Annotated in this window: 27 protein-coding genes and 3 tRNA genes; 16 read left to right on the top strand and 14 right to left on the bottom strand. The window is 67.2% G+C overall.

All coding sequences use genetic code 11. The annotated features are described in order from the left end of the window. Positions 1-24 precede the first annotated feature (24 nt). Both ACZ5KP_RS04620 and ACZ5KP_RS04615 read right to left on the bottom strand, forming a co-directional pair. Positions 25-528 carry a PIN domain-containing protein gene (locus ACZ5KP_RS04620; protein WP_460920375.1) on the bottom strand — a complete coding sequence of 168 codons (504 nt, stop codon included), beginning with the start codon at positions 526-528 and terminating at the stop codon, positions 25-27. Positions 529-531: 3 nt separating this feature from the next. Continuing rightward, a complete protein-coding gene (locus tag ACZ5KP_RS04615) occupies positions 532-834 on the bottom strand; it encodes a ribbon-helix-helix protein, CopG family (RefSeq protein WP_460920373.1) in 303 nt (100 codons plus the stop codon). A gap of 122 nt (positions 835-956) precedes the next feature. On the opposite strand from ACZ5KP_RS04615, the gene ACZ5KP_RS04610 reads away from it, so the two are divergent. Then, positions 957-1724: a hypothetical protein gene (locus tag ACZ5KP_RS04610; protein ID WP_460920371.1), complete on the top strand. Its 768-nt coding sequence runs from the start codon at positions 957-959 to the stop codon at positions 1722-1724. 48 nt (positions 1725-1772) lie between these two features. Here the strand turns inward: ACZ5KP_RS04610 and ACZ5KP_RS04605 are convergent, their stop codons facing one another. From ACZ5KP_RS04605 to psmA (ACZ5KP_RS04590), 4 genes are all read right to left on the bottom strand, one after another. Beyond that, positions 1773-2963, bottom strand: coding sequence for an outer membrane protein assembly factor BamB family protein (locus ACZ5KP_RS04605; RefSeq protein ID WP_460920369.1), 1191 nt, complete (start codon positions 2961-2963; stop codon positions 1773-1775). Between the two features lie 71 nt (positions 2964-3034). Beyond that, on the bottom strand, positions 3035-3358 hold the full coding sequence (locus ACZ5KP_RS04600) for a transcription factor S (RefSeq protein WP_460920366.1): 324 nt from the start codon (positions 3356-3358) through the stop codon (positions 3035-3037). 347 nt (positions 3359-3705) lie between these two features. Beyond that, positions 3706-4434 carry an archaeal proteasome endopeptidase complex subunit beta gene (psmB, locus tag ACZ5KP_RS04595; protein ID WP_460920363.1) on the bottom strand — a complete coding sequence of 243 codons (729 nt, stop codon included), beginning with the start codon at positions 4432-4434 and terminating at the stop codon, positions 3706-3708. Further along, the gene (gene psmA / locus ACZ5KP_RS04590; protein ID WP_460920360.1) at positions 4434-5174 is read right to left on the bottom strand and encodes an archaeal proteasome endopeptidase complex subunit alpha; all 741 of its coding nucleotides are present in this window, start codon (positions 5172-5174) and stop codon (positions 4434-4436) included. Before psmA (ACZ5KP_RS04590) ends, psmB begins: the two co-directional genes overlap by 1 nt. Before the next feature lie 316 nt (positions 5175-5490). Here psmA (ACZ5KP_RS04590) and ACZ5KP_RS04585 point away from each other — a divergent pair, with 316 nt between their 5' ends. The 4 genes from ACZ5KP_RS04585 to ACZ5KP_RS04570 all read left to right on the top strand — a co-directional run bounded on the left by ACZ5KP_RS04585 (position 5491) and on the right by ACZ5KP_RS04570 (position 8515). Next, positions 5491-6021, top strand: a complete 531-nt coding sequence (locus ACZ5KP_RS04585; RefSeq protein ID WP_460920358.1) for a hypothetical protein — start codon at positions 5491-5493, stop codon at positions 6019-6021. Between the two features lie 77 nt (positions 6022-6098). Beyond that, positions 6099-7178 carry a glutamate--cysteine ligase gene (locus tag ACZ5KP_RS04580; protein ID WP_460920355.1) on the top strand — a complete coding sequence of 360 codons (1080 nt, stop codon included), beginning with the start codon at positions 6099-6101 and terminating at the stop codon, positions 7176-7178. A gap of 90 nt (positions 7179-7268) precedes the next feature. After that, positions 7269-7958, top strand: coding sequence for an ArsR family transcriptional regulator (locus ACZ5KP_RS04575; RefSeq protein ID WP_460920353.1), 690 nt, complete (start codon positions 7269-7271; stop codon positions 7956-7958). A gap of 62 nt (positions 7959-8020) precedes the next feature. Next, the gene (locus ACZ5KP_RS04570; RefSeq protein WP_460920351.1) at positions 8021-8515 is read left to right on the top strand and encodes a phosphopantetheine adenylyltransferase; all 495 of its coding nucleotides are present in this window, start codon (positions 8021-8023) and stop codon (positions 8513-8515) included. A 48-nt stretch (positions 8516-8563) separates the two neighbouring features. On the opposite strand, the gene ACZ5KP_RS04565 is transcribed toward ACZ5KP_RS04570, so the two are convergent. Then, positions 8564-8872, bottom strand: coding sequence for a helix-turn-helix domain-containing protein (locus tag ACZ5KP_RS04565; protein WP_460920349.1), 309 nt, complete (start codon positions 8870-8872; stop codon positions 8564-8566). Between the two features lie 110 nt (positions 8873-8982). On the opposite strand from ACZ5KP_RS04565, the gene ACZ5KP_RS04560 reads away from it, so the two are divergent. The 8 genes from ACZ5KP_RS04560 to ACZ5KP_RS04525 all read left to right on the top strand — a co-directional run bounded on the left by ACZ5KP_RS04560 (position 8983) and on the right by ACZ5KP_RS04525 (position 14647). After that, positions 8983-9066, top strand: a tRNA-Leu gene (locus tag ACZ5KP_RS04560). Positions 9067-9456: 390 nt separating this feature from the next. Continuing rightward, positions 9457-10680, top strand: a complete 1224-nt coding sequence (locus tag ACZ5KP_RS04555; RefSeq protein WP_460920346.1) for a KaiC domain-containing protein — start codon at positions 9457-9459, stop codon at positions 10678-10680. A gap of 228 nt (positions 10681-10908) precedes the next feature. Next, on the top strand, positions 10909-11613 hold the full coding sequence (locus ACZ5KP_RS04550) for an RNase P subunit p30 family protein (RefSeq protein ID WP_460920344.1): 705 nt from the start codon (positions 10909-10911) through the stop codon (positions 11611-11613). After that, entirely contained in the window at positions 11597-12229 is a 633-nt protein-coding gene (locus tag ACZ5KP_RS04545; protein ID WP_460920341.1) for a class I SAM-dependent methyltransferase, read from the top strand. The genes ACZ5KP_RS04550 and ACZ5KP_RS04545 overlap by 17 nt, the downstream gene beginning before the upstream one ends. Before the next feature lie 34 nt (positions 12230-12263). Then, a complete protein-coding gene (locus tag ACZ5KP_RS04540) occupies positions 12264-12800 on the top strand; it encodes an Rpp14/Pop5 family protein (protein ID WP_460920339.1) in 537 nt (178 codons plus the stop codon). Between the two features lie 4 nt (positions 12801-12804). Then, positions 12805-13605: an archaeal proteasome endopeptidase complex subunit alpha gene (psmA, locus tag ACZ5KP_RS04535; RefSeq protein WP_460920336.1), complete on the top strand. Its 801-nt coding sequence runs from the start codon at positions 12805-12807 to the stop codon at positions 13603-13605. A 146-nt stretch (positions 13606-13751) separates the two neighbouring features. Then, positions 13752-14477, top strand: a complete 726-nt coding sequence (locus tag ACZ5KP_RS04530; RefSeq protein ID WP_460920334.1) for a ribosome assembly factor SBDS — start codon at positions 13752-13754, stop codon at positions 14475-14477. 88 nt (positions 14478-14565) lie between these two features. Further along, positions 14566-14647, top strand: a tRNA-Ser gene (locus ACZ5KP_RS04525). A gap of 375 nt (positions 14648-15022) precedes the next feature. Here ACZ5KP_RS04525 and ACZ5KP_RS04520 read toward each other — a convergent pair. Beyond that, a tRNA-Pro gene (locus tag ACZ5KP_RS04520) sits at positions 15023-15095 on the bottom strand. Positions 15096-15195: 100 nt separating this feature from the next. Between ACZ5KP_RS04520 and ACZ5KP_RS04515 the strand changes: the two genes are divergently transcribed. Next, on the top strand, positions 15196-15612 hold the full coding sequence (locus tag ACZ5KP_RS04515) for a DUF7522 family protein (protein WP_460920332.1): 417 nt from the start codon (positions 15196-15198) through the stop codon (positions 15610-15612). Between the two features lie 54 nt (positions 15613-15666). Here ACZ5KP_RS04515 and ACZ5KP_RS04510 read toward each other — a convergent pair whose 3' ends face one another. Next, on the bottom strand, positions 15667-17745 hold the full coding sequence (locus ACZ5KP_RS04510) for a DEAD/DEAH box helicase (RefSeq protein WP_460920330.1): 2079 nt from the start codon (positions 17743-17745) through the stop codon (positions 15667-15669). A 115-nt stretch (positions 17746-17860) separates the two neighbouring features. Further along, positions 17861-18256, bottom strand: a complete 396-nt coding sequence (locus tag ACZ5KP_RS04505) for a cupin domain-containing protein (RefSeq protein WP_460920328.1) — start codon at positions 18254-18256, stop codon at positions 17861-17863. Positions 18257-18503: 247 nt separating this feature from the next. Between ACZ5KP_RS04505 and ACZ5KP_RS04500 the strand changes: the two genes are divergently transcribed. Next, on the top strand, positions 18504-19037 hold the full coding sequence (locus ACZ5KP_RS04500; protein WP_460920326.1) for a DUF555 domain-containing protein: 534 nt from the start codon (positions 18504-18506) through the stop codon (positions 19035-19037). A 149-nt stretch (positions 19038-19186) separates the two neighbouring features. Here the strand turns inward: ACZ5KP_RS04500 and ACZ5KP_RS04495 are convergent, their stop codons facing one another. Next, positions 19187-19423, bottom strand: coding sequence for a UPF0058 family protein (locus ACZ5KP_RS04495; protein WP_460920323.1), 237 nt, complete (start codon positions 19421-19423; stop codon positions 19187-19189). Between the two features lie 162 nt (positions 19424-19585). Here ACZ5KP_RS04495 and ACZ5KP_RS04490 point away from each other — a divergent pair, with 162 nt between their 5' ends. After that, complete coding sequence (locus tag ACZ5KP_RS04490) at positions 19586-19990, top strand: translation initiation factor IF-2 subunit beta (protein ID WP_460920321.1); 405 nt, start codon at positions 19586-19588, stop codon at positions 19988-19990. 78 nt (positions 19991-20068) lie between these two features. Here the strand turns inward: ACZ5KP_RS04490 and ACZ5KP_RS04485 are convergent, their stop codons facing one another. The 3 genes from ACZ5KP_RS04485 to ACZ5KP_RS04475 all read right to left on the bottom strand — a co-directional run bounded on the left by ACZ5KP_RS04485 (position 20069) and on the right by ACZ5KP_RS04475 (position 22961). Continuing rightward, a complete protein-coding gene (locus tag ACZ5KP_RS04485) occupies positions 20069-20251 on the bottom strand; it encodes a DUF7836 family putative zinc-binding protein (protein ID WP_460920319.1) in 183 nt (60 codons plus the stop codon). Between the two features lie 203 nt (positions 20252-20454). Next, the gene (locus ACZ5KP_RS04480) at positions 20455-21477 is read right to left on the bottom strand and encodes a transcription initiation factor IIB (protein WP_460920317.1); all 1023 of its coding nucleotides are present in this window, start codon (positions 21475-21477) and stop codon (positions 20455-20457) included. A 371-nt stretch (positions 21478-21848) separates the two neighbouring features. Continuing rightward, on the bottom strand, positions 21849-22961 hold the full coding sequence (locus tag ACZ5KP_RS04475; RefSeq protein WP_460920315.1) for a guanosine monophosphate reductase: 1113 nt from the start codon (positions 22959-22961) through the stop codon (positions 21849-21851). Positions 22962-23438: the final 477 nt, after the last annotated feature.

Below are 23438 nucleotides of genomic sequence, written 5' to 3'. Positions count from 1 at the left end.
CCTCCCAGTTACTGCCGAGCTGCTTCACTCGGAGTCCGCGGGTGGGAGCAACGAGCGTGCTCGCCGGTAGATCGGTGCGCCGAGCCAGTCTCGCGTGTCCGCGATTACCTCGAGTCGGTCCCGAGCCTCTGCAGCGTTCAGGACACCGCGCTCGCGGAGGGCGCGGAGTACGATCGGAGAGATTGCTACCTGGGCGTCCGTAAGCGCGTTTAGTTCGGGAAGTGCTCGCAAATCGTCGGTGAGCAGGAAATCGGCGTTTGCCTCTCGTGCAAGGTGAACGCAGCTGCCTTCACCGGAATCGATCCGGGCTGATTCGAACCCCTCCGTCTCGACGTCGTGCATCTCGATCCGGTCGAGATTTCGAAGGCAGCGGTCTGCGCCGCGGGCGTGGTCGTCGTCGTACTCGGCAGTCCGACGAAGCTCCGATTCGACGGCCGACGTCGTGTGCACGTCGAATTCCGACAGCACTGTCGAAAGGACGTCGGCTGTCGCGAGCGTGATGAGCGCACTCGTGTCTGCGACGATCACGAGTCAGCGATCCGCGAGTTCGCTCGCGATATCGTCGCCCTCGTCGAGCAGTGCTTTCGACGAACGAACGGCCTCGGCGTCCTGCCGACCGACGACGGCTTTCAGCGTCTCGAAGCCGATCTCGTCGTCGAGGTACAGTTCGACGACGGCCTCCCGGAACGACTCGTCGTCCTCGACCGATTCGAGGTACTCTCTGAGCGCTTCGGTCACGACTTCCGTTCGATTCTTGTGCGTCACCGTCGCTGCGAGATCAGCTTTTTCGACGAGTTCCTCCGGCAAGCGGAAGTTGACGGGCTCAGTTCCCATGCTCGATCGCTCTGTATGTACGTTGTGTATACAGGGTGAAAAATCTGTGCTCGAAGTTCGATCTCGCTTCGGACAGCGCAGGATAGCGAACCGCTTACGGGGATCCTTCGACTTCACCAACCATGCCCCTCCAGTTCACGACGCTGTTCGGTGCGGGTCTGGCGTTCGTCGGCGCCCTGATGGCACTGCTTGGATTCCGGCACGTCTGGCGTGCGAGTTCGGTGCTCCGCGCGCCGCACGCGGACGAACCCGAAGCCGCGGACGCAGCGATGGTCCGGTACGACGGGACCGTTGCCGGTGCAGGCGGGGCCGATCCCGTCGAGGCGCCCTTCTCCGGGACCGAGTCGGTCGTCGTTCGGCACGTCGTCGAGGAGCGCCAGATCAACCCCGGCGTCTGGATCCTCCGCTGGGACGTCGTGATCGAGGAGGGCGTCGAGAGCGTGCCTTTCGAACTCGATACGGCGGACGCGACGGTGACTGTCGACGGCGCCATCGGCACCGCGATTCTCGGTCGGGAACAGATCGCGTCCGTCGACGCGGGTGAATCGCCACCCGATCGGATTCGAGCGTTTCTGGCGGACAGCGGTCTGCGGGAGACGCCGCTGGTCTTCGGATCGCTACCGGGGCCGTTCGAGGGGATCGGCCGGTGGCTCGGACTCGGCCGGCGGACCTACAGCGAGGAGCGACTGGCTACCGGTGATTCGGTGACGGTCGTCGGACATCCGATCGGCAGCGGGACGGGCGATGGTGGGAGCGAGACGGTCGATCCGCTGATCGTCTCCGAGCGGTCGCCGTGGGGGACCTTCCGCTCGATGGCGACGACGGGGCTGGTGGCGCTGGTGATGGGTGTGGCTGTGCTCGCGATCGGGCTCGTCGTGCTGCTCGTCTAAAAAACGGCCGCGAGCGTCCGGCAGGGACTGGGTTCAGACGTAGTGGCGTTAGCTGCGAACTGCACGGACGGTGCCATCTGCGCTCGCGTACACCGTGTCTCCGGCGATCGCGAGCTCCGTCGTCCCACCGACGTCGAGTCGCCACAGCTCGTCACCGGTTTCGGCGTCGAACGCCAACAGCGGCACGAGCGCGTTCGCGAACGGCCCGACGAACACCGTGCCGTTCGCGACGGCTGGGGGCTGGAGACTCGCGGACGCGTCGTACTCCCAGCGGCGCTCGCCCCCGGCGGACAACCGGACCAGGCTCCCCTCGGTGCCGATATCGCCGGCCGTCACGATCGAGGTGAACACGAACGCGGCGTTGCCGCTCACGGCGGGGCTTCGTGGAGTGTGCTCCAGCGGTACGCGATCGCGAGTGGCGCCCGTGCCGGCGTCGTAGATCGCCAGGGTAGCCGCACCGTCGGCTAGCCGGAACTCCGGGCGGTAGAGCAGCCCGTGTGCGAGCGCTGGATAGGAGTACGTTTCGTGGGCGTCGGTGGGAGTGACGGACCAGCTCGAGTCGACGCTCCCCTCGATGTCGTAGGCTTCGATCGTATACTGACCGCAGTACACCAATCCTCCGTTCGTGGTGGGGAACCTCCCGCTAAGCGACTGGGACCCGAGTTTCTCGCCAGTATTGGCGTGGAGCCGCGTGATTCGATCCCGAAACAGGAGGTAGACGCTGCCCCCGCGCTCGAGGACGTCGTAGTACTGATCCCGGCCGGGACGGTACGTCCACGTCAGTTCGCCGTCGCTGGTGTACGCTCGTAGCCGTTCCGTCGTCGCTCCGTACAGCCGTCCATCGATCCACGATAGCGTCTGCCGCCCGGATGAGGAACGGGTCCATCGCTCGTCACCGGATGCTGTCTCGAGCGCGCCGATCTCGTTGTCAGTCCCCACGAACACCGTGTCGTCGGCGACGACGACCGAATCCACGGACTCCCCGGCGTCGTGTGTCCACGCGACCGAAGGCTCCTGCCGGGGTGGTTCGGCGAACGGATTGTGGCCCGTTCGCGCGTAGTCGTAATTCGAGGTTGGCCACTGGCCGGGCGACGGGCGCCAGTCCGGTGACACCTGTCGCTCCGCGGTGGACGGGCCGTCCTCGAACAGGCTCGTACAGCCGCCGAGTGCAGATCCGACTGCGAGTGCGGACAGCGACAGCGCTCGACGACGACTCGTCGCCGGTGGGGTGGAGGGCACGTTCGCCGTCGCGCCCGCGACGCCCTTAACCGTTGGTCAGACGCGATGGCGACCGGCGATGGGGTCCAGGGTCAGTTGTACTCCCGCCAGCGGTAGCCACACTCCTTGCACTTGAAGAAGCGCGTCGGCGGCTCGTCGGCCGCGCCGGTCTGCTTGATCGTGTACCACGCGACGGTGTGGCCACACTCGTCGCAGATCACGTCGGTGGCGGTGGGTTTGCCCTCGAAGTCCGCGCCCTCCTCCGTCTCGATCAGTTCGTCGCCGCTCTGTTCTTCCGTGCTGACGAACTCGGCGGCGAGATCCTCGTCCTGGGCGGTGGTCGCGCCGCAGCCGTCACAGACCATCACCTCGCCGTCGGATTTCATCATCGAACCGCACTCGTCGCAGAACTGCATGTGAGATCTGTCTTCGGTCGTGGGCTACAAAGGCCGTTGGGTCTCTGGGCGGGTTTTGGAGTTCGTGCTTCCGACACCGCGAACCGCTTGGAAGCCCCCTCCCGCTCGACGCGCCTAACTCCCTGCGCGCCTCGCCTCCCTTCGGTCGGCTGCGGTGCTTGCTTCGTTACGCGCGTCGACCGGTCGGCCCCTTCCAGTCCCACCCAGTGATGGTTGGTCGAAGCTTGAGAAACCCCGGTGGAACGTGTCACGGAGCGTCGCGGTGATGGTGCAGTCGCTGTGTCGGTGGCGGTGGGGCGGTCGCTGGGGGCGGTGGAAATAGGAAGGATCGCGAAAAGTCGTAGTCGCTAGAGCAGTTCCGCGACGTCGTCGTAGTCCTCGATGTCGACGCCGTCGGCGGTGATCCGCGCGACGAAGATCCCGTTGCCGGAGCCGGTGTCGCGCTCGGTGGCGCTGTGGATCGCTTTCGCCGCGAGTTCGACCGCGTCGTCCATCGACATCTCGGGATCGTAGGAGCCCTCGATCGCACCGTACGCGAGCTGCATCCCGCTGCCGGTGACGACGTACTCGTCGTCCATGACGCCGCCCGCGGGGTCGATCGAGTAGACGTGGCTGCCGTCCTCGTCGACGCCGCCCAGGATCGGATGCGTGTGGGCGAAGGGGCCGCCGCGGAGGACGTTCCCCGCCATCGTCGCGAGCGCGCCGATCGAGAGGTCCTCGCCGCGCCGCGTGCCGTAGAGGCTGGTCTCGGCCCGGAGCGTCCGGATCAGGCTCTGGGCGCCGCCGACGGAGCCCACGAGCGTGAGCGCTGCCGTGGGGTGGATCTGCTCGACCTTCTGGACGTTCTTGTTCGAGACGAACCGGCCGCCCAGCGAGGCACGCTTGTCCGTCGCGACGACGACGCCGTCCTCGGTCGTGATGCCGACCGTCGTCGTCCCCGTCTTGTTGACGGTGTCGTCGTCGAGGTCGGCGGCGTCGGCCGAGGAGTCGGTCGACGCGTCGTCGGGGAGGAGTTCGGAGCCGTAGGGGTCAGGATCCGAATTCGACCCGTTGGGTCGCAGGGAGTGCTCGGTCATCACTCCTCACTCTCCTCGGTGAAGCCGTGGTCGGTGACGATCTCCGCGACCTCCTCCGGTGGCTTCGTCTCGAAGGACTCGGACTCGACGTCGACCGTCGAGATCTCGACGCCGCTGGGTTCGAGCTCGCCGTCGTTGGGCACCGCGAGCGCCTCGAGCGCGAGCCCGATGCCGTCCTCCAGCGAGAGCGACTCGTCGTAGTGGTCTTCGAGGTACTCCTGGATCTCATCGCGACCGCCACCGACGGCGACCGCGGACCACTCGTAGGGCGTGCCGGAGGGATCGGTCTCGAAGAGCCGCGGCTCGCCGTTCTCGACGCCCGCGACGAGCAGCGCGACGCCGAAGGGGCGCGCGCCGCCGGTCTGGGTGTACTGCTGGATGTGGTCGGTGATCTCCTTGGTCAGCGCCTCGACGCCGAGGGGCTGATCGTAGCGGATCCACTCCATCTGGGCGCGCCGGCGCGCCAGATCGACGAGCTGCCGGGCGTCGGCGACGTGACCGGCCGACGCGATGCCGAGGTGGCCGTCGACCGAGTGGAGTTTCTCGACGCTGCTCGCCTCGACGAGCGGAGAGCGCGTCTGGCGGTCCGCGACGAGGACGACGCCGTCCTCCGTGCGAACGCCGACGCTCGCAGTCCCGCGTTTGACGGCTTCGCGCGCGTACTCGACCTGGTAGAGACGTCCGTCCGGGGAGAAGATCGTGATCCCGCGGTCGTACGCCTGCTGTTGGGAACCTTGCATTGTGTTCACTTCGGGTTAGGGGGCATCGTATATCAGTTTTGTGCTGGAGCAGGCGATGTAACGGCGATTTTCGCCTGAATCGGCCGAAATCCGAACGGATCGGCTCCGGCACCGACTTCGACTGCGGCCCGGAGTCGATCGCAGCCGCACGCTGCGTGCGGTCCGGCCGACTGGTAGTCCGGGGTGCCCCTGACGTCGACCTCACTACTACCGGCACGGGTATAGGCCACAGGGCAGCGGCGATACCCCGTCGGACCGGGACAGCTTTAGCCGGATTCCCACAACGTACTTCCGTCTTCGGTCGAATCCGGCGAGTATGGCCGACGTCGACAGACCACGCGGGATCCTCACCCCCGCCGACCGACGCTTTCTCCGGGGCGACGTGACGCTCGGCAGCGAACAGTCCAGGTACGACGCGCGGTACCGGATTCGCCAGCGCACGCGCGACGCACTGCTCGACTACCCGCTGTTGTTCGAGCAGCTCGCGGACCGGGACCGCGAGCAGATCTTCGACGATCGATCGGCGGGGCTGACCGACGCACTGGCCGACGCGATCGCGTTCGTCTACCTCGGCGCCGCCTCGACCGACGCCGATCCCCAGCGGATCGTTGCGGAAGGCGTTCGACGCGCGGAGCGTCGTCGCCGCGGGTCGGACTGCCCGACGCTCGACGTGGAGCTGTCCGTCGACGCGACCGACGAGGAACGCGTCGAAGAGATCGCCGCCTGTATCGGCGACGGAGCCGTCCACGAGCTCTCCGAGCGCGATCTCCGGACGCTCGCGAATCTGCTCGCCGAGCGGGAAGACCTCTCGATCGCCGACGTGCTCGAGGAGTCCTCGTCGCCGTAACTGGGCGACGTTCGCAGCGCGGCGGCGAACGTCCGGCTCCGAACGCTATTTGACGCGGGCACGCCAACACCTGCCCGATGGATCGCGGCTCGGCGGACGTGTTCACGGAGCTGGGGACGGTCGGCATCGAGGAGGAGTTTTACGTCGTCGACGATCGCGCACGCCCCACGTCGGGGACCGACGAACTCGTCTACGAGGCCGAACCGCCCGAGCTCCTCGAGGGGCGCCTCGACCACGAGCTGTTCAAGTGCGTCATCGAGACCCAGACCCCGAAGATCGAGGGGATCGACGGTGCGGCGGACGCGCTCGACGACGTTCGCGCGGCGCTGGTCGACCACGCGAACGCGAACGGGTTCCAGATCGCGGCCGCCGGCCTCCACCCGACCGCGAAGTGGCGCGAACTCGAGCACGCCGAGAAGCCGCGCTATCGCGCCCAGCTGGATCGCATCCAGTACCCACAGCACCGGAACACGACCGCCGGGCTGCACGTGCACGTGGGCGTCGACGACGCCGACAAGGCGACCTGGATCGCCAACGAGCTGCGCTGGTACTGCCCGGTGATCCTCGCACTGTCGGCGAACTCGCCGTACTGGTGCGGGTTCGACACCGGGCTCCAGTCCGCCCGCGCGAAGATCTTCGAGGCGCTCCCGAACACCGGCGTCCCGACCCACTTCGAGGACTTCGACGAGTATCTCGCCTTCGAGAACCGGATGATCGACGCCGACGCGATCGAGGACCGCGGCGAACTCTGGTACGACGTCAGACCGCACTCCGCCCACGGCACCGTGGAGGTCCGATCGCCAGATGGCCAGGCCGATCCCGAACGCGTGATGGCCTTCGTCGAGTACGTCCACGCGCTCGTGCTCGACCTCGCGGCACGCTACGAGGACGGCGAGCCCGGGACGGAGTACCGCCGCGAGGTCCTCGACGAGAACAAGTGGCGCGCGATCCGCCACGGCCAGGACGCGTCTTTCCTCGGCCCCGACGGCTCGACGACGCCGCTCGGCGAGGTCGTCGAGATGGAGGCCGATCGCCTCGACGTCGACGGGATTCTGGACGTCTACGATGCCGAGAGCGGTGCGACGGCACAGCGCAGGCTTCAGGCCGACGAGGGCGTCGACGCGCTCTGTGACTCGCTGTTGCTCCCCGGGCAGTGAGGCTCGTCGCGGACCGGGACTCCCACGAACGTGTGAGTTCGAAGCAAGGTTTATACACGTGACTGGCTTTCGTCGCTCCAGAGAGGACTCATGTCTGCGGACGACACCACCGACAGCGGCGACGGCTCCACCGACGGCGGGGAGGATCGCACACCGTCTACGGAGGGCGACGACGAATCGGAGACCGTAGACGACCCCGACCAGCACCCGCCAGCCGAGAGCGACGACGATCGCTCGCGTCGCGACGAGATCACGGAGCGGCTGAGCGAGGAGACCGACCGCGCCGTCGAGGAGTTCGACCAGCGCCTCGTCGATCTGCTCTCCTGGATGCTCGACACGGAGACCCGGGCCCGCATCTACGTCCACCTCCGGCAGTCACCGTACGGCACGAGCGACGAGATCGCGGACGGAACGGGTCTCTACCCGAGCACCGTCCGCGAGGCGCTCGCGGAGCTGCACGACGACGAAATCGTCGAGCGCCGCAAGCGCGAGAGCGAGGGCGCCGGCAACAACCCCTACGAGTACGCGGCGATCGCACCGAGCGAGCTCGTCGGCACCGTCGCCGAGCGCGTCCAGGGCGAGCTCAACACCGTGTTCAACCTCGACAGCCACATCCGCTCGGGCGACGACCAGCCCGAGCCCGAGGACGACCCGGTGACGATTACCGTCGAGGACGAGCGCGCCGGCGAGGACGACGAGGACGCCGATACTGCCGCTGACGCCGGTACCGAGTCGTCGAGCGACCCGGCGACCGACGACCACGACGCGACTGACGACTGATCGTCCGCTCCGGCCGATCCCGCTTCGACTCATTTTTCCCGCGGGCGCGCCTGCGTTCTTCCATGGAAGTTGCGCTCGGTGGCACGTTCGACCCCGTTCACGACGGTCACCGGGCTCTGTTCGAGCGTGCGTTCGAGCTCGGCGACGTCGTCGTCGGCCTGACCACGGACGAGCTCGCGCCGGAAACGCGCAACGTCGACCGACACGTCCGCTCGTACGCGGAACGCGAGGCCGACCTCGAGGCGGAACTCGCCGCCCTCGCCGACGAGTACGACCGCGAGTTCGAGATCAACGCACTCGACTCGCCGACGGGGATCGCCGCCGAGGAGCCCGCCCTCGAGTATCTCGTCGTCTCCCCGGAAACGGCGCCCGTCGGCGACCGGATCAACGACCTCCGCGCGGAGCGAGGCCTCGATCCGCTCTCGATCGAAGTCGTCGACCACGTCCTCGCCGAGGACGGGGAGATCATCTCGAGCACCCGGATCGTCAGCGGCGAGATCGACGAACACGGCCGACTGACGCCCGATCGCTCGGGGAGAAAACCACACTCGGAGTGACGCCATCCCTGCCTCCGCTGCTCGATTCTTTCTCACCGACGCGCCACGTCACCAGGACGGCGGCTCCATGCCAGCATCTTCGAGCCGCTCTCGCCAGCGCTGCTGCACGGTGATTCGCGAGACCCCGACCGCGTCGGCGACGCTCGTCTGGGTTCGGCCGTCGCCGGCGATCAGCGTGGCGGCGTAGAGACTGGCCGCCACTGCGGCGGGCTTCGACCGGTCCGCATCGGGGACGTCCGACAGGAAGAGGTCGACGGCGACAGAGCGCGCCTCGTCGTCTAGGTCGAGGTCGGCAGCGGCCGTCTCGATCGCGTCCAACCAGGCCGCGTTGTCGCGTCGATCCTTCGCGCTGTACACGTCCGGTGGAAAGGCACTCCGGTACTAAGGGTTTCCCGTGATCGCCGCCGTCGCCGGTGGATCCCCGGAACGACAGCTACTTTTCCGGCCCAGCGGGTACGTCGATGTGCGCGCGGGTAGCCAAGCCAGGAAACGGCGCAGCGCTTAGGACGCTGTCCCGTAGGGGTCCGCCGGTTCAAATCCGGTCCCGCGCAGTGAGCGACGAAGCGGAGCGACTGAGCGAACGAGCAGGAGCGATTTGAACCCTGGAAGTCACAGGCCGTAAGAGCGTAGCGAGCGACCTGGAACGTCTTCCAACGGTTCAAATCCGGTCCCGCGCATACGAGGTGCGAACGAAGTGAGCGCCTCGATCAACGCGAACGGTGAGCGAAGTGAACCGTGAGCGAATGCCATCTTTCACGTCCAGCCTGCAGCGTCTGCCAGATCTGTTGACACGTCGAACTGCCCACTGACCGCTGGCCGGCAACAACGTTCATCTGTCATCGGTTCGGAGATATCCCAGGACGATCGTTCCCGAACCGTTCCACCATGATGTCACGATGCCCGGTCGGTCTGTGCCGGCAGCGCTCGCGGGGTGATCCCCGGTGAGCGACGAGGACTGGTTCGAGCGAGCAGTCGGTAGCGACGGGGACGACGACACTGCGGAACCGGACGACGAACCGCAGGAGGACGAGGAGACGACGGAAGAAACGGCGACCGGCGCAGACGACGATCCGGACGCCGACACCACCGCAGACGACGATCCGGACACCGACACCACCGCAGACGACGAGGCGGTCGCGGCCGAGGTGGAAGCACTCGGCGGCGAGGAACCGACCGACGGTGCCGACGATCCGGCTGCCGCCGGCGATTCCGGCGACGACGCGACGGGCGGCGGCGACGGCGTGTTCTCGCCGGCGGACATCGATCCGGACGCGGCGGACGACCGCGACGACGGCAGCGGGCTCTTCGACGATGACTTCACCGACGCGCTCCAGGAGGCCGAGGACGAGGGGTTCGGCATGGGCGGCGGCGCGGATCCCACCGATCCGGAGTTCGCGATGGGGACCGACGCGGGCGGTGGGTTCGGCGACGTCGGCGTCGAGGATCTGGACGGCGAGCTCGACTCGGAGATCCCCCGAATCGACCTCGGAATCGAGGGGCTGGACGAGATGATTCAGGGTGGCGTTCCCGAACGCTCGCTCATGGTCTCGATCGGCTCCGCCGGGACCGGGAAGACGACCTTCGGCCACCAGTTCCTGCACGGCGGCCTGGCGAACGGCGAGCGCGCGGTCTTCATCGCTCTCGAGGAATCTCGCGAGCGCGTCATTCGCTCGGCGACGGAGAAGGGGTTTGGCTTCGACGAGTACGTCGAGGAGGGCCAGCTTGCCGTCGTCGACATCGATCCCGTCGAGATGGCCAACAGCCTCCAGACGATCCGGAGTGAACTCCCGCGGCTGATCGACGAGTTCGGTGCGGAGCGGCTCGTCCTCGACTCCGTCTCGCTGCTCGAGATGATGTACGACGACCGGGCGACCCGCCGGAACGAGATCTTCGACTTCACCAAGAGCCTCAAGGAGTCGGGGCTGACGACGATGCTCACGAGCGAGGCGAGCCAGGACACGCCCTACGCCTCACGCCACGGCATCGTCGAGTATCTCACCGACGCGGTGTTCGTCCTCCAGTACGTTCGCCCGTCGGACTTCCGGGAGACCAGGATGGCCATCGAGATCCAGAAGATCCGGGACGCCAACCACTCCCGGGAGATGAAGCCCTACGAGATTACGGGCGAGGGGATCGAAGTGTTCCGGCAGGCCAATCTTTTCTAAAGACCACCTTTTTTGGAGGAGGGTTTCCTCGCTCGCTTCGCTCACTGCGGGAACCCTCCTCCAAAAAATCTGGACCAAAAAAGTCGCAGGCTCGTCGCGTTCGCTCCTCGCCTGCGTGAACCGCTCGCTCGCATACGCTCGCTCGCGGATGCTGGGCGGCGGTTCGATTCCAGTACCGCAGCCACCCGCTCCGAAAGGCGGAAGGCCGGCGCCTGCGACCGCAGTTCTATGTACGAGGCCGTCCACGCCGCGCCGGAGGGGGAGTCGACGGTCTCGCGACTCGCGCTCACCGCCAGGGAGTACGGCTTCGAGGGGGTCGTCGTACGCAACCACGGCGATCAGCGCGCAGACTTCGACGCTGTTGCCGTCGCCGAGGAGGTCGGGATCGACGTCGTGCGTGGAGTGGAGATTCGCGCCGACGGGCCCGAGCAAGCGAGTGGCTACCTCGGGAACTTCCGCCCCGACTACACCGTCCTGGCCATCCACGGCGGCACGACGGAGCTGAATCGGTTCGCGGTCGAGCAGGAGAAAGTCGACGTGCTGGCCCATCCGATGGCCGACGAAGGCGACCTGAACCACGTGCTGGCGAACGCGGCAGCCGAGCACGGTGTTCGCATCGAGCTGAATCTCCGGCCCGTGCTCCGGGAGTCCGGGGGCACGCGAGTCCGGGCGATCAAGGGCCTCCGGAAGTGCTGGGAGTTGATCGACGACGCCGACGCGCCGTTCGTCGTGTCGGCGGATCCTCGATCGCACCTCCAGCTCCGCGCCCACCGCGAGCTTCGCGCGCTCGGGGAGGAGATCGGCCTCCCGGCGGACGCGATCGAGGACGGCCTCGCCGAGTGGGGTCAAATTGCGGCGCGCAACCGCGAGATCCAGTCCGAGGCGTTCATTGAGCCGGGGGTCGAACTGGGACGGTATGACCCAGAATCCTGAGGATCACGCGGCCCGCTTCACCGAGGTCGCCGAGGAGTACGACGACGATCAGAGCGAGGAGTATCTGGCCTGCGCCAGCGGCGTGATCGAGGCGGCGGCGCCCGAACCCGACGACGTCGTGCTCGATCTCGGTGCCGGTACCGGGGCGATCGGCCTCGCCCTTGCCGAGGACGCAGATCGGGTCGTCCTCCGAGACCTCAGCGAGGGGATGCTCGACCAGGCCCGCCAGAAGGTCGCGGATCGCGGCCTCGACAACGTCGAGATCGGCGAGGGGTCCTTCCGCGAACCCAACTACGACGGGCCCGTGGACGTGATCGTCTCGAACTTCGCGCTGCATCACCTCTCCGACGATGAAAAGCGCGAGGCGATCCGGGTGTGGGCCGAGTACGGGCCCGAGCGGATCGTCCTGGGGGACGTCATGTTCTTCGAGGAGCCCGACCCGAGCGTGCCGTTCTTCTCCCCCGACGTGGACGACCCGGCGACGGTCGGGACGCTCGTCGAAGCATTCACGGACGCGGGCTACGCGGTCGTGGACGTCCAGCGCGTCCACGATCAGGTCGGCGTGATCGTCACGCACCGAATCGGCGAGGGCGACGTCGTTCCAGGCGCCGAGTGAGCCCCGACCGCGACGGAATCACGAACCCACTCCGATGAAACACCTGCCCAAACACCTCCAACCCCGCTACCGCTACCTCGCAGTCGGGATCGAGACGTGGCCCGACGCGACGATCGACCGGCGCGCCGTCCAGCGCGAACTCTGGCACGCGACGCGATCGTTGCTCGGCGATCCCGGGAGCGCGGCCGTCGATCCGTCCGTGCTGCAGTTCGATCGGGGCGGGTCGACCGTCCGGGCGATCGTCCGCGTCCGCCGTGGGACGGTCGATCGCGCCCGCGCCGCGATCGCCTGTATCGACGCCGTCGACGGCGATCCCGTCGGTCTCCGAGTGCGGGGCGCGAGCGGGACGGTCCGTGCCTGTGAAGAAAAGTATTTAGGCGGGCCACCGGAATCATCTGAGGAGAGAACCGTCGTGTACCAACGCCAGGAGCGCACCGCGACCGTCCGCTCGCCGCGGGTTGATCTCCGGCAGGGCGAAGCGTTCCTCGGCGCCACGGAATCCGACTGCGAGACACGCACCCGCGAGGACTCCGAAGCGAACCGCGACGATCACGAATCCGACCCCGACTAACACTATGCAGGGACAAGCCCAACAGCAGGCCTACGACCGCGGGATCACGATCTTCTCCCCGGACGGACGCCTCTATCAGGTCGAGTACGCGCGCGAGGCAGTCAAGCGAGGCACCGCCAGCATCGGTATCCGTACCGAGGACGGCGTCGTGCTGGCCGTCGACAAGCGGATCCGCTCCCCGCTGATGGAACGCACCAGCGTCGAGAAGATCCACAAGGTCGACGACCACGTCGGCATCGCGTCGGCCGGTCACGTCGCCGACGCCCGGCAGCTGATCGACTTCGCCCGGCGGCAGGCACAGGTCAATCAGCTCCGCTACGGCGAGCCGATCGGCGTCGAGACGCTCACCAAGAACGTCACCGACCACATCCAGCAGTACACGCAGGTCGGCGGCGCGCGCCCCTTCGGCGTCGCGCTGATCGTCGGCGGCGTCGAGGACGGCGAGCCCCGTCTCTACGAGACGGACCCCTCCGGCACGCCCTACGAGTGGAAGGCCCTCGCCGTCGGTGCGGACCGTGGCGAACTCCAGGAGTACCTCGAGGAGCACTACGAGGAGGCCGAGGACATCTCCGGCGGCGTCGAACTCGCGCTCAAGGCGCTGGGCTCGGTCAACGACGACGAGCTCCGTCCCGAGGGGATCGGGATGGCGACCGTCGACGTCGACTCGGAGAGCTTCATCGAGCTGACCGACGACGAGATCGAGGAGTATCTCGAGGCCAACGACCTGCTCGCGCCCGAGGACGAGGAGGAGGAGGAGGAGGAGGAGGAGGCTGCCGACGAAGACGCGGACGCTGACGAGGAGTAACGTCGCGGTCCCGGTTTCTCCGTTCTTCGCGACCGACGCCGAGCGGCTGCACCGGTCGTGCCGCCCGCCGTCGCAGCCACGATGGCCGTCGATTCGCCCGGCACCGCCGGGAAAGGCATTTGCCCCGGGGGGTGTTACCGGGAGGTATGATATCCCTGGACGAGGCCGTGACGGCGCGCCTGGAGTCCCACGGCACCCGCTTCGAGGTGCTGGTCGATCCCGACGCCGCCCTCGAGATCAAGCGCGGGGAGTTCGACGGCGAGCTCGAGGACGTGATCGCGGCTGAGGACGTCTTCGAGGACGCAGCCAGCGGCGACCGTCCGGCCGAAGGTGATCTCGAAGAGGTCTTCGACACGACCGATGCCCTCGAGATCATCCCGCAGGTGATCCGGGACGGCGAGATCCAGATCACCGCCGAGCAGCGCCGGGAGATGCAAGAACAGAAGCACAAACAGCTGATCGACCGCATCACGCGGAACGCTGTCAATCCCCAGATGGACGACGCTCCCCATCCCCCCGAGCGCATCGAGAGTGCGCTGGAGGAGACGGACTTCCGGATCGACCCGATGGAACCCGTCGAGCCACAGGTCGACGACGCGCTCGACGCACTCCGGCCGGTCATCCCCATCCGCTTCGACGAGGTAACCGTCGCGGTACAGGTACCAGCCGACTACGCCGGGAGCGCACAAGCTCGCATCCGGCAGTTCGGCGATCTGGAGCGCGAGGAGTGGCAGCCCGACGGTTCCTGGGTCGGCGTCATCACCTTCCCCGCCGGGATGCAGGACGACTTCTACGACCTCGTCAACGAACACACGAGCGGCGAGGCGGAGACCCGGATCGTCAACGACGAGGACGAGATCAGCACGCGGTAGCGCGGCGTCGTCCCCGACGTTCGACGACCGCGGCGCCGACCAGAACGAAAGTCCTTAAGCGACGGACTGCGCTACCTTCGTCTGCGGAGCCAGGATGGCCGAATGGCAAGGCGCACGCCTGGAAAGCGTGTTCCCTTACGGGATTCAGGGTTCAAATCCCTGTCCTGGCGTTTTTCGACGCACGTCACGAGCGAGGAGCGGTAGCGACGAGCGAGCCGTGCGTCGGAAAACGACGACGAAAGGATTTGAGCCCTGGAAGTCGCAGCCCGGGAGCGCAGCGTAGCGAGCACCCCGGACCGTCTTCCTCTGGTTCAAATCCCTGTCCTGGCGTTCTTCGCCGGACAACACGAGTGAGGAGTGGGAGCTTTCAGCAGTGAAACCAGCCACCGGACGCCACTTACCACCCCCAAAATCCGAGCATCCGCGCTCGCTCCCGCGGGAGCGAGCGCGGTTCCGTACGGTCGCGGTCGGGGCGAAGCGGCCCTTTTCCCCAAGTTTTGCGAGGAGCGGGTCGCTCGGCGACCCGCTCCTCGGAAAAGTGGAAGTGGGACCGCCCGAATTTGAATCGGGGTTGCAGCGTCCCAAACGCTGAAGGATACCAAGCTACCCCACGGTCCCGCAACTATCGTTCGGGCGACCCGCTGTAAAGGGTTTCGCTGGCGAGGAGGGTGTGGTACGCCCCCACACAGTTTTGGTGATCGCCGCCCAATGCGCGGTCATGGCCCTCCGCGAGCGCTCGGAACTGGTCGGGTTCGACGCCGACGAAGCGTGCCAGTATCTGCTGGAGGCCGTCGGCGAGGACCTCCTCGTCGTCGCCGAGTACACGCCGGAGGACTACCGGCTCCTGTACGTCGGCGAGGACCTCGAGGCGAAGTACGGCTCGACGGAAGCCGTCACCGCCGCGGCGGATTCGATCCACGAGTACATCGACCTCGACTTCCGCGAGCGAGAGCTCTTCCTCGACCTCTACCCCACGCTGGAGGACGTCGACGGGCTGATCACGGTCGCGGATCGCCGGAGCGTCGTCCGGGTCGTCACGCCGGCGGACGAGGGGCTCTACTTCTCGGTGCCGCTAGACGTTCCGGCGGTCGAGCTCGTCCGGGACGTCGTCGGGATCGTCGATCGGGCAGTCTGAGGATCCGGGGGTGACCGATCGGTCGTGGCCACACGGTCCGCCTGTTTCGACGGATCACCCCTCGTCGGCGAGCACGACGCGCGCGACGATCTCGTAGGGATCCTCCTCGTGGCGGATGCCCTCGACGATCCGGAACGCGTCGTCGGGGGAGAGGAAGTGGGCGGTGACGGCCCGTCCGAGCTCCGTGGGTTCGAGGCCGTCGATGAACTCGTACTCGAGGCACTTCCCCAGCGCGTGCGTCGTCGGCACTTGCCCGACCATGCGGTCGTTGAGTCGCTTGGCCGCGCTGCCACCGACGACGACGTTCGCGAGCGTTTCCTCGACGCCCGCCGCGCCGTCGTATCGCGTGCGGACCGGCTCCATCTCGCCTTTCAGGAGCTGGAAGGCCACCTCGTCCTCGGTTCGTTCCTGTGAGTTGTGGTAGGCGCAGTCCGGTTCGACGAGCACGTAGACCCGACCGCGATCGTGGTAATCGGGCCGACCGGCCCGGCCGAGCATCTGCTCGAACTCTTGGACGGTGAGCCACTCGATCCCCATCGCGAGCGAGTCGAAGATAACCTGCGAGGCGGGGAAGTCGACGCCCGCTGCGAGCGCGGCGGTGGTGACCACCGCGGAGAGCTCCTGATTCAGGAACCGTCGTTCGACGGATTTGCGCTGGCCGTAATCGAGGCCGGCGTGGTAGGGCGCGGCGCTGTAATCGAGCTGTCGGGCGATCTCGTGACAGCGCCGCCGCGAGTTCGTGAAGATGATCGTCTGTCCGTGGTAGCCTTTCGAGGACTCGTGGTCGTACTCGCGTTTGACAAGCGTGTTCGCGACGTCGGGTTTCTCCCGGCCGTCGGCGAACGTGAGGTGACGTTCGATCGGGACCGGTCGCTCCTCGAACTCGACGAGGGAGGCGTCGAGCCCGCCCGCGAGCTCCTCGGGGTTGCCGACGGTCGCCGAGAGGTAGATCCACTGCGTCCCCGCGGCGGGGTTCGCGGCGTCTGCACTGGCGGCGTCCCCCCGGTTTGCGGCGCGTTCCTCGCAGTAGTATTTGAGCCGCGAGATGAGCCCGTCGAGCCGGTGGCCGCGGCCCTCCTCCGCGATCGTGTGCACCTCGTCGATGACGACCGTCCCGACGTCGCCGAGGTCCTTGCCCACTCGCAGCGAGTGGTCGATGCCCTCGTAGGTGCCGACGATGACGTCCGCGTTGGGGTCGAACGCCTCGCCGCTGTCTCGGACGCGGCTGCCACCGACCCGCAACGTGACGTCGACCAGGTCGCCGTAGGCCTCCTGGAAGTCCTCGTAGGTCTGGTTGGCGAGCGCCACCAGCGGAACGAGGAAGAGCAGCTTCCCCTCGCCGCGGAGCACCCGATCGATCCCGGCGAGCTCGCCGACGAGCGTCTTGCCGGTCGCCGTCGCGCTGACGACGAGCTGGTCCTCGCCGTCGAGGAGCCCGGCGTGGACGGCGCGGCTCTGCACGGGGAGCAGCTCGTCGTACTTGCCGTCGAGATACGTCTGGAGGTCGGGATGAACGTCGAGGTTCGACACCGCCACCGGATCGACCGCGTGGACGGTCGCGTCCATCTCGTCGACCTTCGTGAGGTCGGGGTCGAGCTGGCCCTTCAGCAGGTCGGTGATCCGATCGAGATCCCGGACCTCGAAGAGGAGCTCTTCGAGCCGCTGGCGAGCCGCGCCGGTCATCGAGCCCTGGTGGCGCAGTTCGCGTTCGAGTTCCTGTTTCGCGCATCGCTGGCAGATCGTGTCCTCGCCGTGGCTGATCGCCGTGTCGTCGGTGATCGGCGAGTACCGGCCTGCGTTCGCACAGAGACGGCAGGTCCGGACCGTCGTCCCTTCGAGCTGGTAGCCCTCGAGGCACTCGCGAATCCGCTCGCGGTCGCGGCGACTCGTCTGCTCAGAGATCCGGATGCGGTCGGCCCGCCGCGCGATGTCGACGAACTCCGTGGGGTCCCGCAGGTCCTCCTGGGCACCCTTCAGTACCCGGAACCGCCCGGGTCGCGCCCCGGCGTCGGTGGCTTTGAGTTCGAGCTTCGCACGAAAGAGCCGGTCGCCGTCGCGGTACGGCGCGACGAGGATGGCGTCGCCCGTGCCGTGGAGGAACAGCGTTCCGACCCGCATCGCCTGCGCTGACACGGCGATCGGTAGGCTGCGGGAGGGCAAGAGTCGTTCGTCTCGCGGCTCGGCGGTCGTTCGATGCGGGCGGTCGGTACGGGCGCAAGCGTGCGCCTCCAGTTCCCGCCGGGATCCGCTACTCCACGAGGTCGATCGCGTCGTCGCCGTTGGGAACGCCACAGAGGAACGCCGCCGTCACCTCGCTGTCGTTGCGGTACCAGTGGGCCGTTCCCGCGGGGATCAACAGACTGTCGCCCGGGCGAACGCGGTGTTCTCCCTCCTCGAGGTCCCCTTCCCCTGTCGTGCCCTCGATGCCGACGACGTACTCCCCCGCGAGGACGTACTGGACGTGCTCGACCTCGTTCGTGTGCCGGGGGACGCTGGCTCCCGCATCGAGCGTGAACCGCCGGAGCGCGAACGTCGGCGTGCCGTCGCTTTCGTCGAGCAGCACTCCCTTCGCGAGCCCCGCTGCCGCGTCGACGGGTTCGTAGTCGATCGTCTCGCGGTTACGGATCACTGGCTGGGTCCCCATACCGTTCGTTCGGGCTCCCGGGCCCAAGTAGCTCTCGCACGGCAGCGACGCGCCGGTGCTCGCACCGCCTCGACCGGGCAACTGTCCCGTGCGTCCTGTGTCGCGGATGTATCCACCCGCCCGTCACTTCTGAAACTCGTTTCTGATCAAATTCTGGACGATCAGGGTCTATCACGGGCGTTCAACAGTGTGCGGCTCCTCGTCGTGCCAACCTTGATACCGGTGGGCGGCCAATGGTTTCGTAGCCATGGACTGCAGGGTCGTCGTCGAAGCCGCCGTGCCGGTGTACGACGTCGAGACGGCCGACGAGGCCGTGCGGATCGCCATCTCGAAGACCGGCGAGATGCTCAACCCCGACCTCAACTACGTCGAGATCGACATGGGCGAGCGATCCTGTCCACACTGCGGCGAGGCGCTCGAGACGGCCTTTATCGCCGCCGACGAGGGGCTCGTCGCGCTCGAACTCGAGATGACGGTGTTCAACGTCGAGCGCGAAGAGCACGCGTCGCGGATCGCTCGCAAGGAGATCGGGCAGTGCCTCGAGAACATCCCTCTCGAGGTGCTCGAGGTCGAGGTCATCGAGGACGATGCGAGCGACGCGGAGTCCACCGACGCCGACGGCGAAGCCACGGAACCGGACGAGGATTCGGCCGAGGCGTCCGATTCGTCTGCCAGGGACGCCGACGACGGTCAGGCCGACGCCGACTCGCCCGACGACGCGAACGGGTCCGGGTCGGACGACGACGAAGTCCTCCCCGAGTTCGAGGATCTCATCGAGTGAGCGGTCGGCGTCGACGGTCGATAACCGATCCGACGCTGGCGGTTCGAACGGCTGCGTGCTTGCTGCACCGACGTGAGCCGGGAGTACCGGACAGTGGCGTCCCAGTGAGAACTGCCGAAGCGGGAGAACCGCGAGAACAGCGTCGTCGATCAGTCGGCGGCAGCGGGGACGCGCTCCTCGACGTCCTCGCTCATATCTGCGGTGATGCCTCGAGCCAGCGCGAACACGGCCGTCTTGTGGTCCGTCTTCGACTTGTGGATCGATGTCGGGCGAACCCCCATCTCCTCGTAGGTGGAGAGATCGAGCTCGCTACCGAGGTGTGCTTCTACGTCGGCGGATACCTCCGCGAGAAGACCGTGGAGGTGGATGAGCTCCTGCTTCTTCATGAGCACGTGGTGCTAGAGACTGGAGGGTTATATTATTATCTTGAGTAGGGTTACCATGCTTCGTGTGAGTGGGACCCGTCCGGAACCGTGACAGTTCAGCCGATGCCTGTCGTGCTTCTCGGGAGCTGAACTCTTTTTAGGCAGTGCCTGCATGCGGTATACATGGAGTACGAGGACAAGCTCAACCGAGCGCTCGAGGAGACGCCCGACATCGGCGACGAGTCCGCGCGGCTGTCGGTTCCCGATCCGGAGGTGCGCCAGGAGGGGAACGTCACGGTCTACGAGAACTTTCAGGACACGGTGACGACGCTCTCCCGTGACCCCGAGCACGTCCTGAAGGCCCTCCAGAACGAGGTCGGAACCAGCGCCCACATCGACGAGAGCGGGCGCGCCCGCCTCACCGGCTCCTTCTCCGAGCGCCGGATCTCCGACGCCCTCGACGCCTACACCGAGGAGTTCGTCACCTGCTCGGAGTGTGGCCTTCCCGACACGCGGCTGGAGAAAGAGAAGGGCACGCTGGTCGTCCGCTGTGAGGCCTGTGGCGCCATTTCGCCGACGAGCGCCTGAGCAGCCTGCGATCGCCAGCGCTGCCGGGACCCGTCGGATCCCTCGCTCGCGACGCCCTGCGCTACGGCTCGCGGCTCGCTAGGCGCCGAGTGACTTCATCGTCTCGAGGTCGCGATCGGTGCGCGCGAACTCCGCGAGCCGCCGAGAGTTGTGGCAGTTCGGACAGTGAAACACGGTGTCGTGGGCGGGCAGTTCGGAGGGCGTCGACTCCCACTCCTTGGAACACTCGGGGCACAACAGTCGAACGTACGCTTCGTTCATCGCATGGTCACCACGGTGGACATCGGGAAAAGTCTTGAGGGCAAATACCACGGTGGTTGTTGGCGTGGGCCGGAACTGTCGCTCCGAAACTGGTGTACTGGCCCACGAACGTCGGTTCTCGACCGACGATCTGACTGGAACGAACGATTCGCGAAGAGTGCGTGGTTAGCGGAGTACGGTAGCGAGCGTCGCCGGCCGCGAGATCAGGCCGGCGCAGCCGAGCCGTCGTCGCCCTCGGCGGCCTCGAGCAGCTCCTTGTAGCGGTTCCGGATCGTCACTTCGGAGATGTCCGCGACGTCGCTGACCTGGTTCTGCGTGACCTTCTCGTTGGTCAGCAGCGAGGCCGCGTACACCGCGGCAGCGGCGAGGCCGACCGGCGACTTGCCGCTGTGGACGCCGACGTCCTGGGCGCGGTCGAGGAGCTGTCGTGCGCGTCGTTCGACCTCATCGGAGAGTCCGAGGTCGGAGACGAAGCGGGGCACGTACTGCTTGGGGTCGGCGGGCTGGACCTCGAGGCCCAGCTCGCGGACCACGTAGCGGTAGGTCCGGGTCAGCTCCATCTTGTCGACGCGGGAGACCTCCTCCAGCTCGTCGAGGCTCCGGGGCGTGCCGGCCTGTCGCGCGGCGGCGTAGAGCGACGCCGTCGCGACGCCCTCGATCGAGCGTCCGGGAAGGAGGTCCTCGTCGAGCGCGCGGCGGTAGATGACGCTGGCGGTCTCGCGGACGTTCTCGGGGAGGCCGAGCGCGCTGGCCATCCGGTCGATCTCGCCGAGCGCCTGCTTGAGGTTGCGCTCCTTGGAGTCACGCGTGCGGAACCGCTCGTTCCAGGTGCGCAGGCGCTGCATCTTCTCGCGCTGACGGCTGGAGAGCTGGCGGCCGTACGCGTCCTTGTCCTGCCAGCCGATGTTCGTCGAGAGCCCCTCGTCGTGCATCATCTTGGTCGTCGGGGCGCCGACGCGGCTCTTCTCGTCCTTCTCGCGGGAGTCGAACGCGCGCCACTCGGGCCCGCGATCGATCTCGTCGCTTTCCACGACGAGTCCACAGTCCTCACAGACGGTCTCGCCGTGCTCCTCGTCGTTCCGGAGTGCGCCGCCACACTCGGGACACTGGACCTCCTCGTCGATCTCCTCGGTCTCCTGCTCGTCGCGTTCGCTCGTTCGCTCGCGGCGGTCTGTCTCCTGTTCGTCTCGCTGCGCTGTCCGGGTGCGAATGTCTTCCTCGGTCATGGTGGTTGGATCGGGGAGACGGGGTGAAGAAATGGATCCCGCGGGGCCCTGATCACTTAACCGTACGTTAGGTAGAAAGCCTTAAAAATGTTTCGCCGGAGTATATAAGCAAATGGTGCCAAACGGTCCCACAGACACCGATGTCACCACGTTCGTGCGTGACTTCGTCACACGCATACGGATAAATTGTGGGGTGCGGTGGACGATCGTGTCCATCTTTCCGGGACGGAAACGGCAACGCGGGCCGCTTTCGACGGACGAGAACGGAGCGAAGCACCTGAACGGGCTCTTCGTTCGGTCTCGTCGACGATTCGTTCACGCTGTCACGGGCCGTTTCTCGATCGCGTTCTGGAGCGTTGCTACCCGGACGCTCAGTCGTCGCCGGTTTGCCCGACCGAATCCACGGAGACGGATTCCCACTCGTGATCGCCGTGGGCGCCCTCCCGTTCCTTCGCGCTGCCCGCCACCGCCACGAACTCGGCGTTCGCTCTCGCCGCCGGGATCGTCTCGCCGCCGCAGTAGGAGAGCCCGGAGCGGATCCCGGCGGCGAACTCCTCGGCGACAGAAGCGACGGGCCCCTTGTACGGCGTGAACCCCTCGACGCCCTCGTCGGCGGCGGGGAGTTCCGTTGCCCCGTCGTCGGCGGATTTGTCCGCCCTGTCCTCCGCTGCAGCGGTCGTCGCCATCCCGCGCGAGCGCTTGTACCGCGTCCCATCGATCAGCACGACTTCACTCGGCGCCTCTTCCGTGCCCGCGAAGAGACTGCCCATCATCACCGCGTCCGCGCCAGCCATCAGCGCCTTCACCGCGTCGCCGGAGGAGCGGATCCCGCCGTCGGCAACGATCCGTACGTCGCCACCGTCGGCCGTCGCGAGCGCCGCGGCTGCGTCGGCGCAGTCGTCGACGGCGGTGAGCTGTGGAACGCCCGCGCCGGCGACCACGCGCGTCGTGCAGTGCGAGCCCGGACCGATCCCGACCTTCACCGCGTCGGCGCCCGCGCTCGCGAGGTCCCGTACGCCCTCCTTCGTCGCGACGTTGCCAGCGACGATCTCCGCGCCGGGGAAGGCGGCCCGGAGGTCGGCGACCGCGTCGAGGCAGCGCTCGAGGTGACCGTGTGCCACGTCGACGACGAGACAGGCTGCACCCGCGTCGAGGACCGCCTCTGCGCGAGCGCGGTAGTCTTCGTCAATGCCGATCGCGGCGCCACAGCGCTCGTCGGCATCGGTGACCGCCTGGACCTCCGCGGCCTGCTGGTCGGCGTCCATGAACCGATGGATCGTGCCGAAGCCGCCCGCTCGCGAGAGCGCGATAGCGAGCTTGGACTCCGTGACCGTGTCCATCGGCGCGGAGAGGAGCGGGGTTTCGAGCTGGATATCGCCGGTCAGGTGGGTCGTGAGATCCACGTCGCTCCGGCTGTCGACCGGCGAGCGCTGCGGGACGAGCAGGGCGTCCCCGTAGGACAGCCCCGTTCTGACGTCCTCCATGCCCTAGGAGAGTTCGGGTCGAACGAGCAAAACGGTGCTGGTGGTAGGGGTTGGGTTTCGGTCATTTGAGATGACTGCGTTGAATTCCGCCACGGAAGCCCCCTCCCGCTCGACCGGCCGCGACTCGCTGCGCGCTTCGGCTCACTTCGTTCGCCTCCAGTGCTTGCTTCGTCGGGGCCGGATCGAGCGGTCGGCCCCTTCCGGAGTCCCACCCGGATTGAATGTTCCACCAATCGCAAAACACCGGTGGACCGCGTCGGCGCGCGCTGGCGGGGCTGCGAGCCCCGGCGCGGGCGAGCAGCCCTCGCAAGCCAGCGCGCGAGGGCCGAGCAGCGCAGCGTAGTGAGCAGCGCAGAAGGCTGGGGAGGAATGAGGTGCGGTGGGCGGGGCATCGAAAGGGTAGGGCCCCCGGCGGTCCCCGGGCGAAGTAAGCACTGGAGCGAGGGAGGCACGACCGAGCGAAGCGCGTAGCGAGCC

This window comes from Salinarchaeum chitinilyticum, from assembly GCF_055390775.1.
Note: the sequence above shows the minus strand (reverse complement) of the source record. Positions and strands in the feature narration are given on the sequence as shown.

Coding starts and splice junctions, on each gene's coding strand:
- ACZ5KP_RS04600 (WP_460920366.1), bottom strand. CDS start 3,358: ATGCAGTTCTGCGACGAGTGCGGTTCGATGATGAAATCCGACGGCGAG.
- ACZ5KP_RS04495 (WP_460920323.1), bottom strand. CDS start 19,423: ATGAAGAAGCAGGAGCTCATCCACCTCCACGGTCTTCTCGCGGAGGTA.
- ACZ5KP_RS04505 (WP_460920328.1), bottom strand. CDS start 18,256: ATGGGGACCCAGCCAGTGATCCGTAACCGCGAGACGATCGACTACGAA.
- ACZ5KP_RS04550 (WP_460920344.1), top strand. CDS start 10,909: ATGTACGAGGCCGTCCACGCCGCGCCGGAGGGGGAGTCGACGGTCTCG.
- ACZ5KP_RS04585 (WP_460920358.1), top strand. CDS start 5,491: ATGGCCGACGTCGACAGACCACGCGGGATCCTCACCCCCGCCGACCGA.
- psmB (WP_460920363.1), bottom strand. CDS start 4,434: ATGACCGAGCACTCCCTGCGACCCAACGGGTCGAATTCGGATCCTGAC.
- ACZ5KP_RS04610 (WP_460920371.1), top strand. CDS start 957: ATGCCCCTCCAGTTCACGACGCTGTTCGGTGCGGGTCTGGCGTTCGTC.
- ACZ5KP_RS04480 (WP_460920317.1), bottom strand. CDS start 21,477: ATGACCGAGGAAGACATTCGCACCCGGACAGCGCAGCGAGACGAACAG.
- psmA (WP_460920360.1), bottom strand. CDS start 5,174: ATGCAAGGTTCCCAACAGCAGGCGTACGACCGCGGGATCACGATCTTC.
- ACZ5KP_RS04515 (WP_460920332.1), top strand. CDS start 15,196: ATGGCCCTCCGCGAGCGCTCGGAACTGGTCGGGTTCGACGCCGACGAA.
- ACZ5KP_RS04540 (WP_460920339.1), top strand. CDS start 12,264: ATGAAACACCTGCCCAAACACCTCCAACCCCGCTACCGCTACCTCGCA.
- ACZ5KP_RS04615 (WP_460920373.1), bottom strand. CDS start 834: ATGGGAACTGAGCCCGTCAACTTCCGCTTGCCGGAGGAACTCGTCGAA.
- ACZ5KP_RS04570 (WP_460920351.1), top strand. CDS start 8,021: ATGGAAGTTGCGCTCGGTGGCACGTTCGACCCCGTTCACGACGGTCAC.
- ACZ5KP_RS04485 (WP_460920319.1), bottom strand. CDS start 20,251: ATGAACGAAGCGTACGTTCGACTGTTGTGCCCCGAGTGTTCCAAGGAG.
- ACZ5KP_RS04545 (WP_460920341.1), top strand. CDS start 11,597: ATGACCCAGAATCCTGAGGATCACGCGGCCCGCTTCACCGAGGTCGCC.
- ACZ5KP_RS04475 (WP_460920315.1), bottom strand. CDS start 22,961: ATGGAGGACGTCAGAACGGGGCTGTCCTACGGGGACGCCCTGCTCGTC.
- ACZ5KP_RS04500 (WP_460920326.1), top strand. CDS start 18,504: ATGGACTGCAGGGTCGTCGTCGAAGCCGCCGTGCCGGTGTACGACGTC.
- ACZ5KP_RS04490 (WP_460920321.1), top strand. CDS start 19,586: ATGGAGTACGAGGACAAGCTCAACCGAGCGCTCGAGGAGACGCCCGAC.
- ACZ5KP_RS04530 (WP_460920334.1), top strand. CDS start 13,752: ATGATATCCCTGGACGAGGCCGTGACGGCGCGCCTGGAGTCCCACGGC.
- psmA (WP_460920336.1), top strand. CDS start 12,805: ATGCAGGGACAAGCCCAACAGCAGGCCTACGACCGCGGGATCACGATC.
- ACZ5KP_RS04575 (WP_460920353.1), top strand. CDS start 7,269: ATGTCTGCGGACGACACCACCGACAGCGGCGACGGCTCCACCGACGGC.
- ACZ5KP_RS04580 (WP_460920355.1), top strand. CDS start 6,099: ATGGATCGCGGCTCGGCGGACGTGTTCACGGAGCTGGGGACGGTCGGC.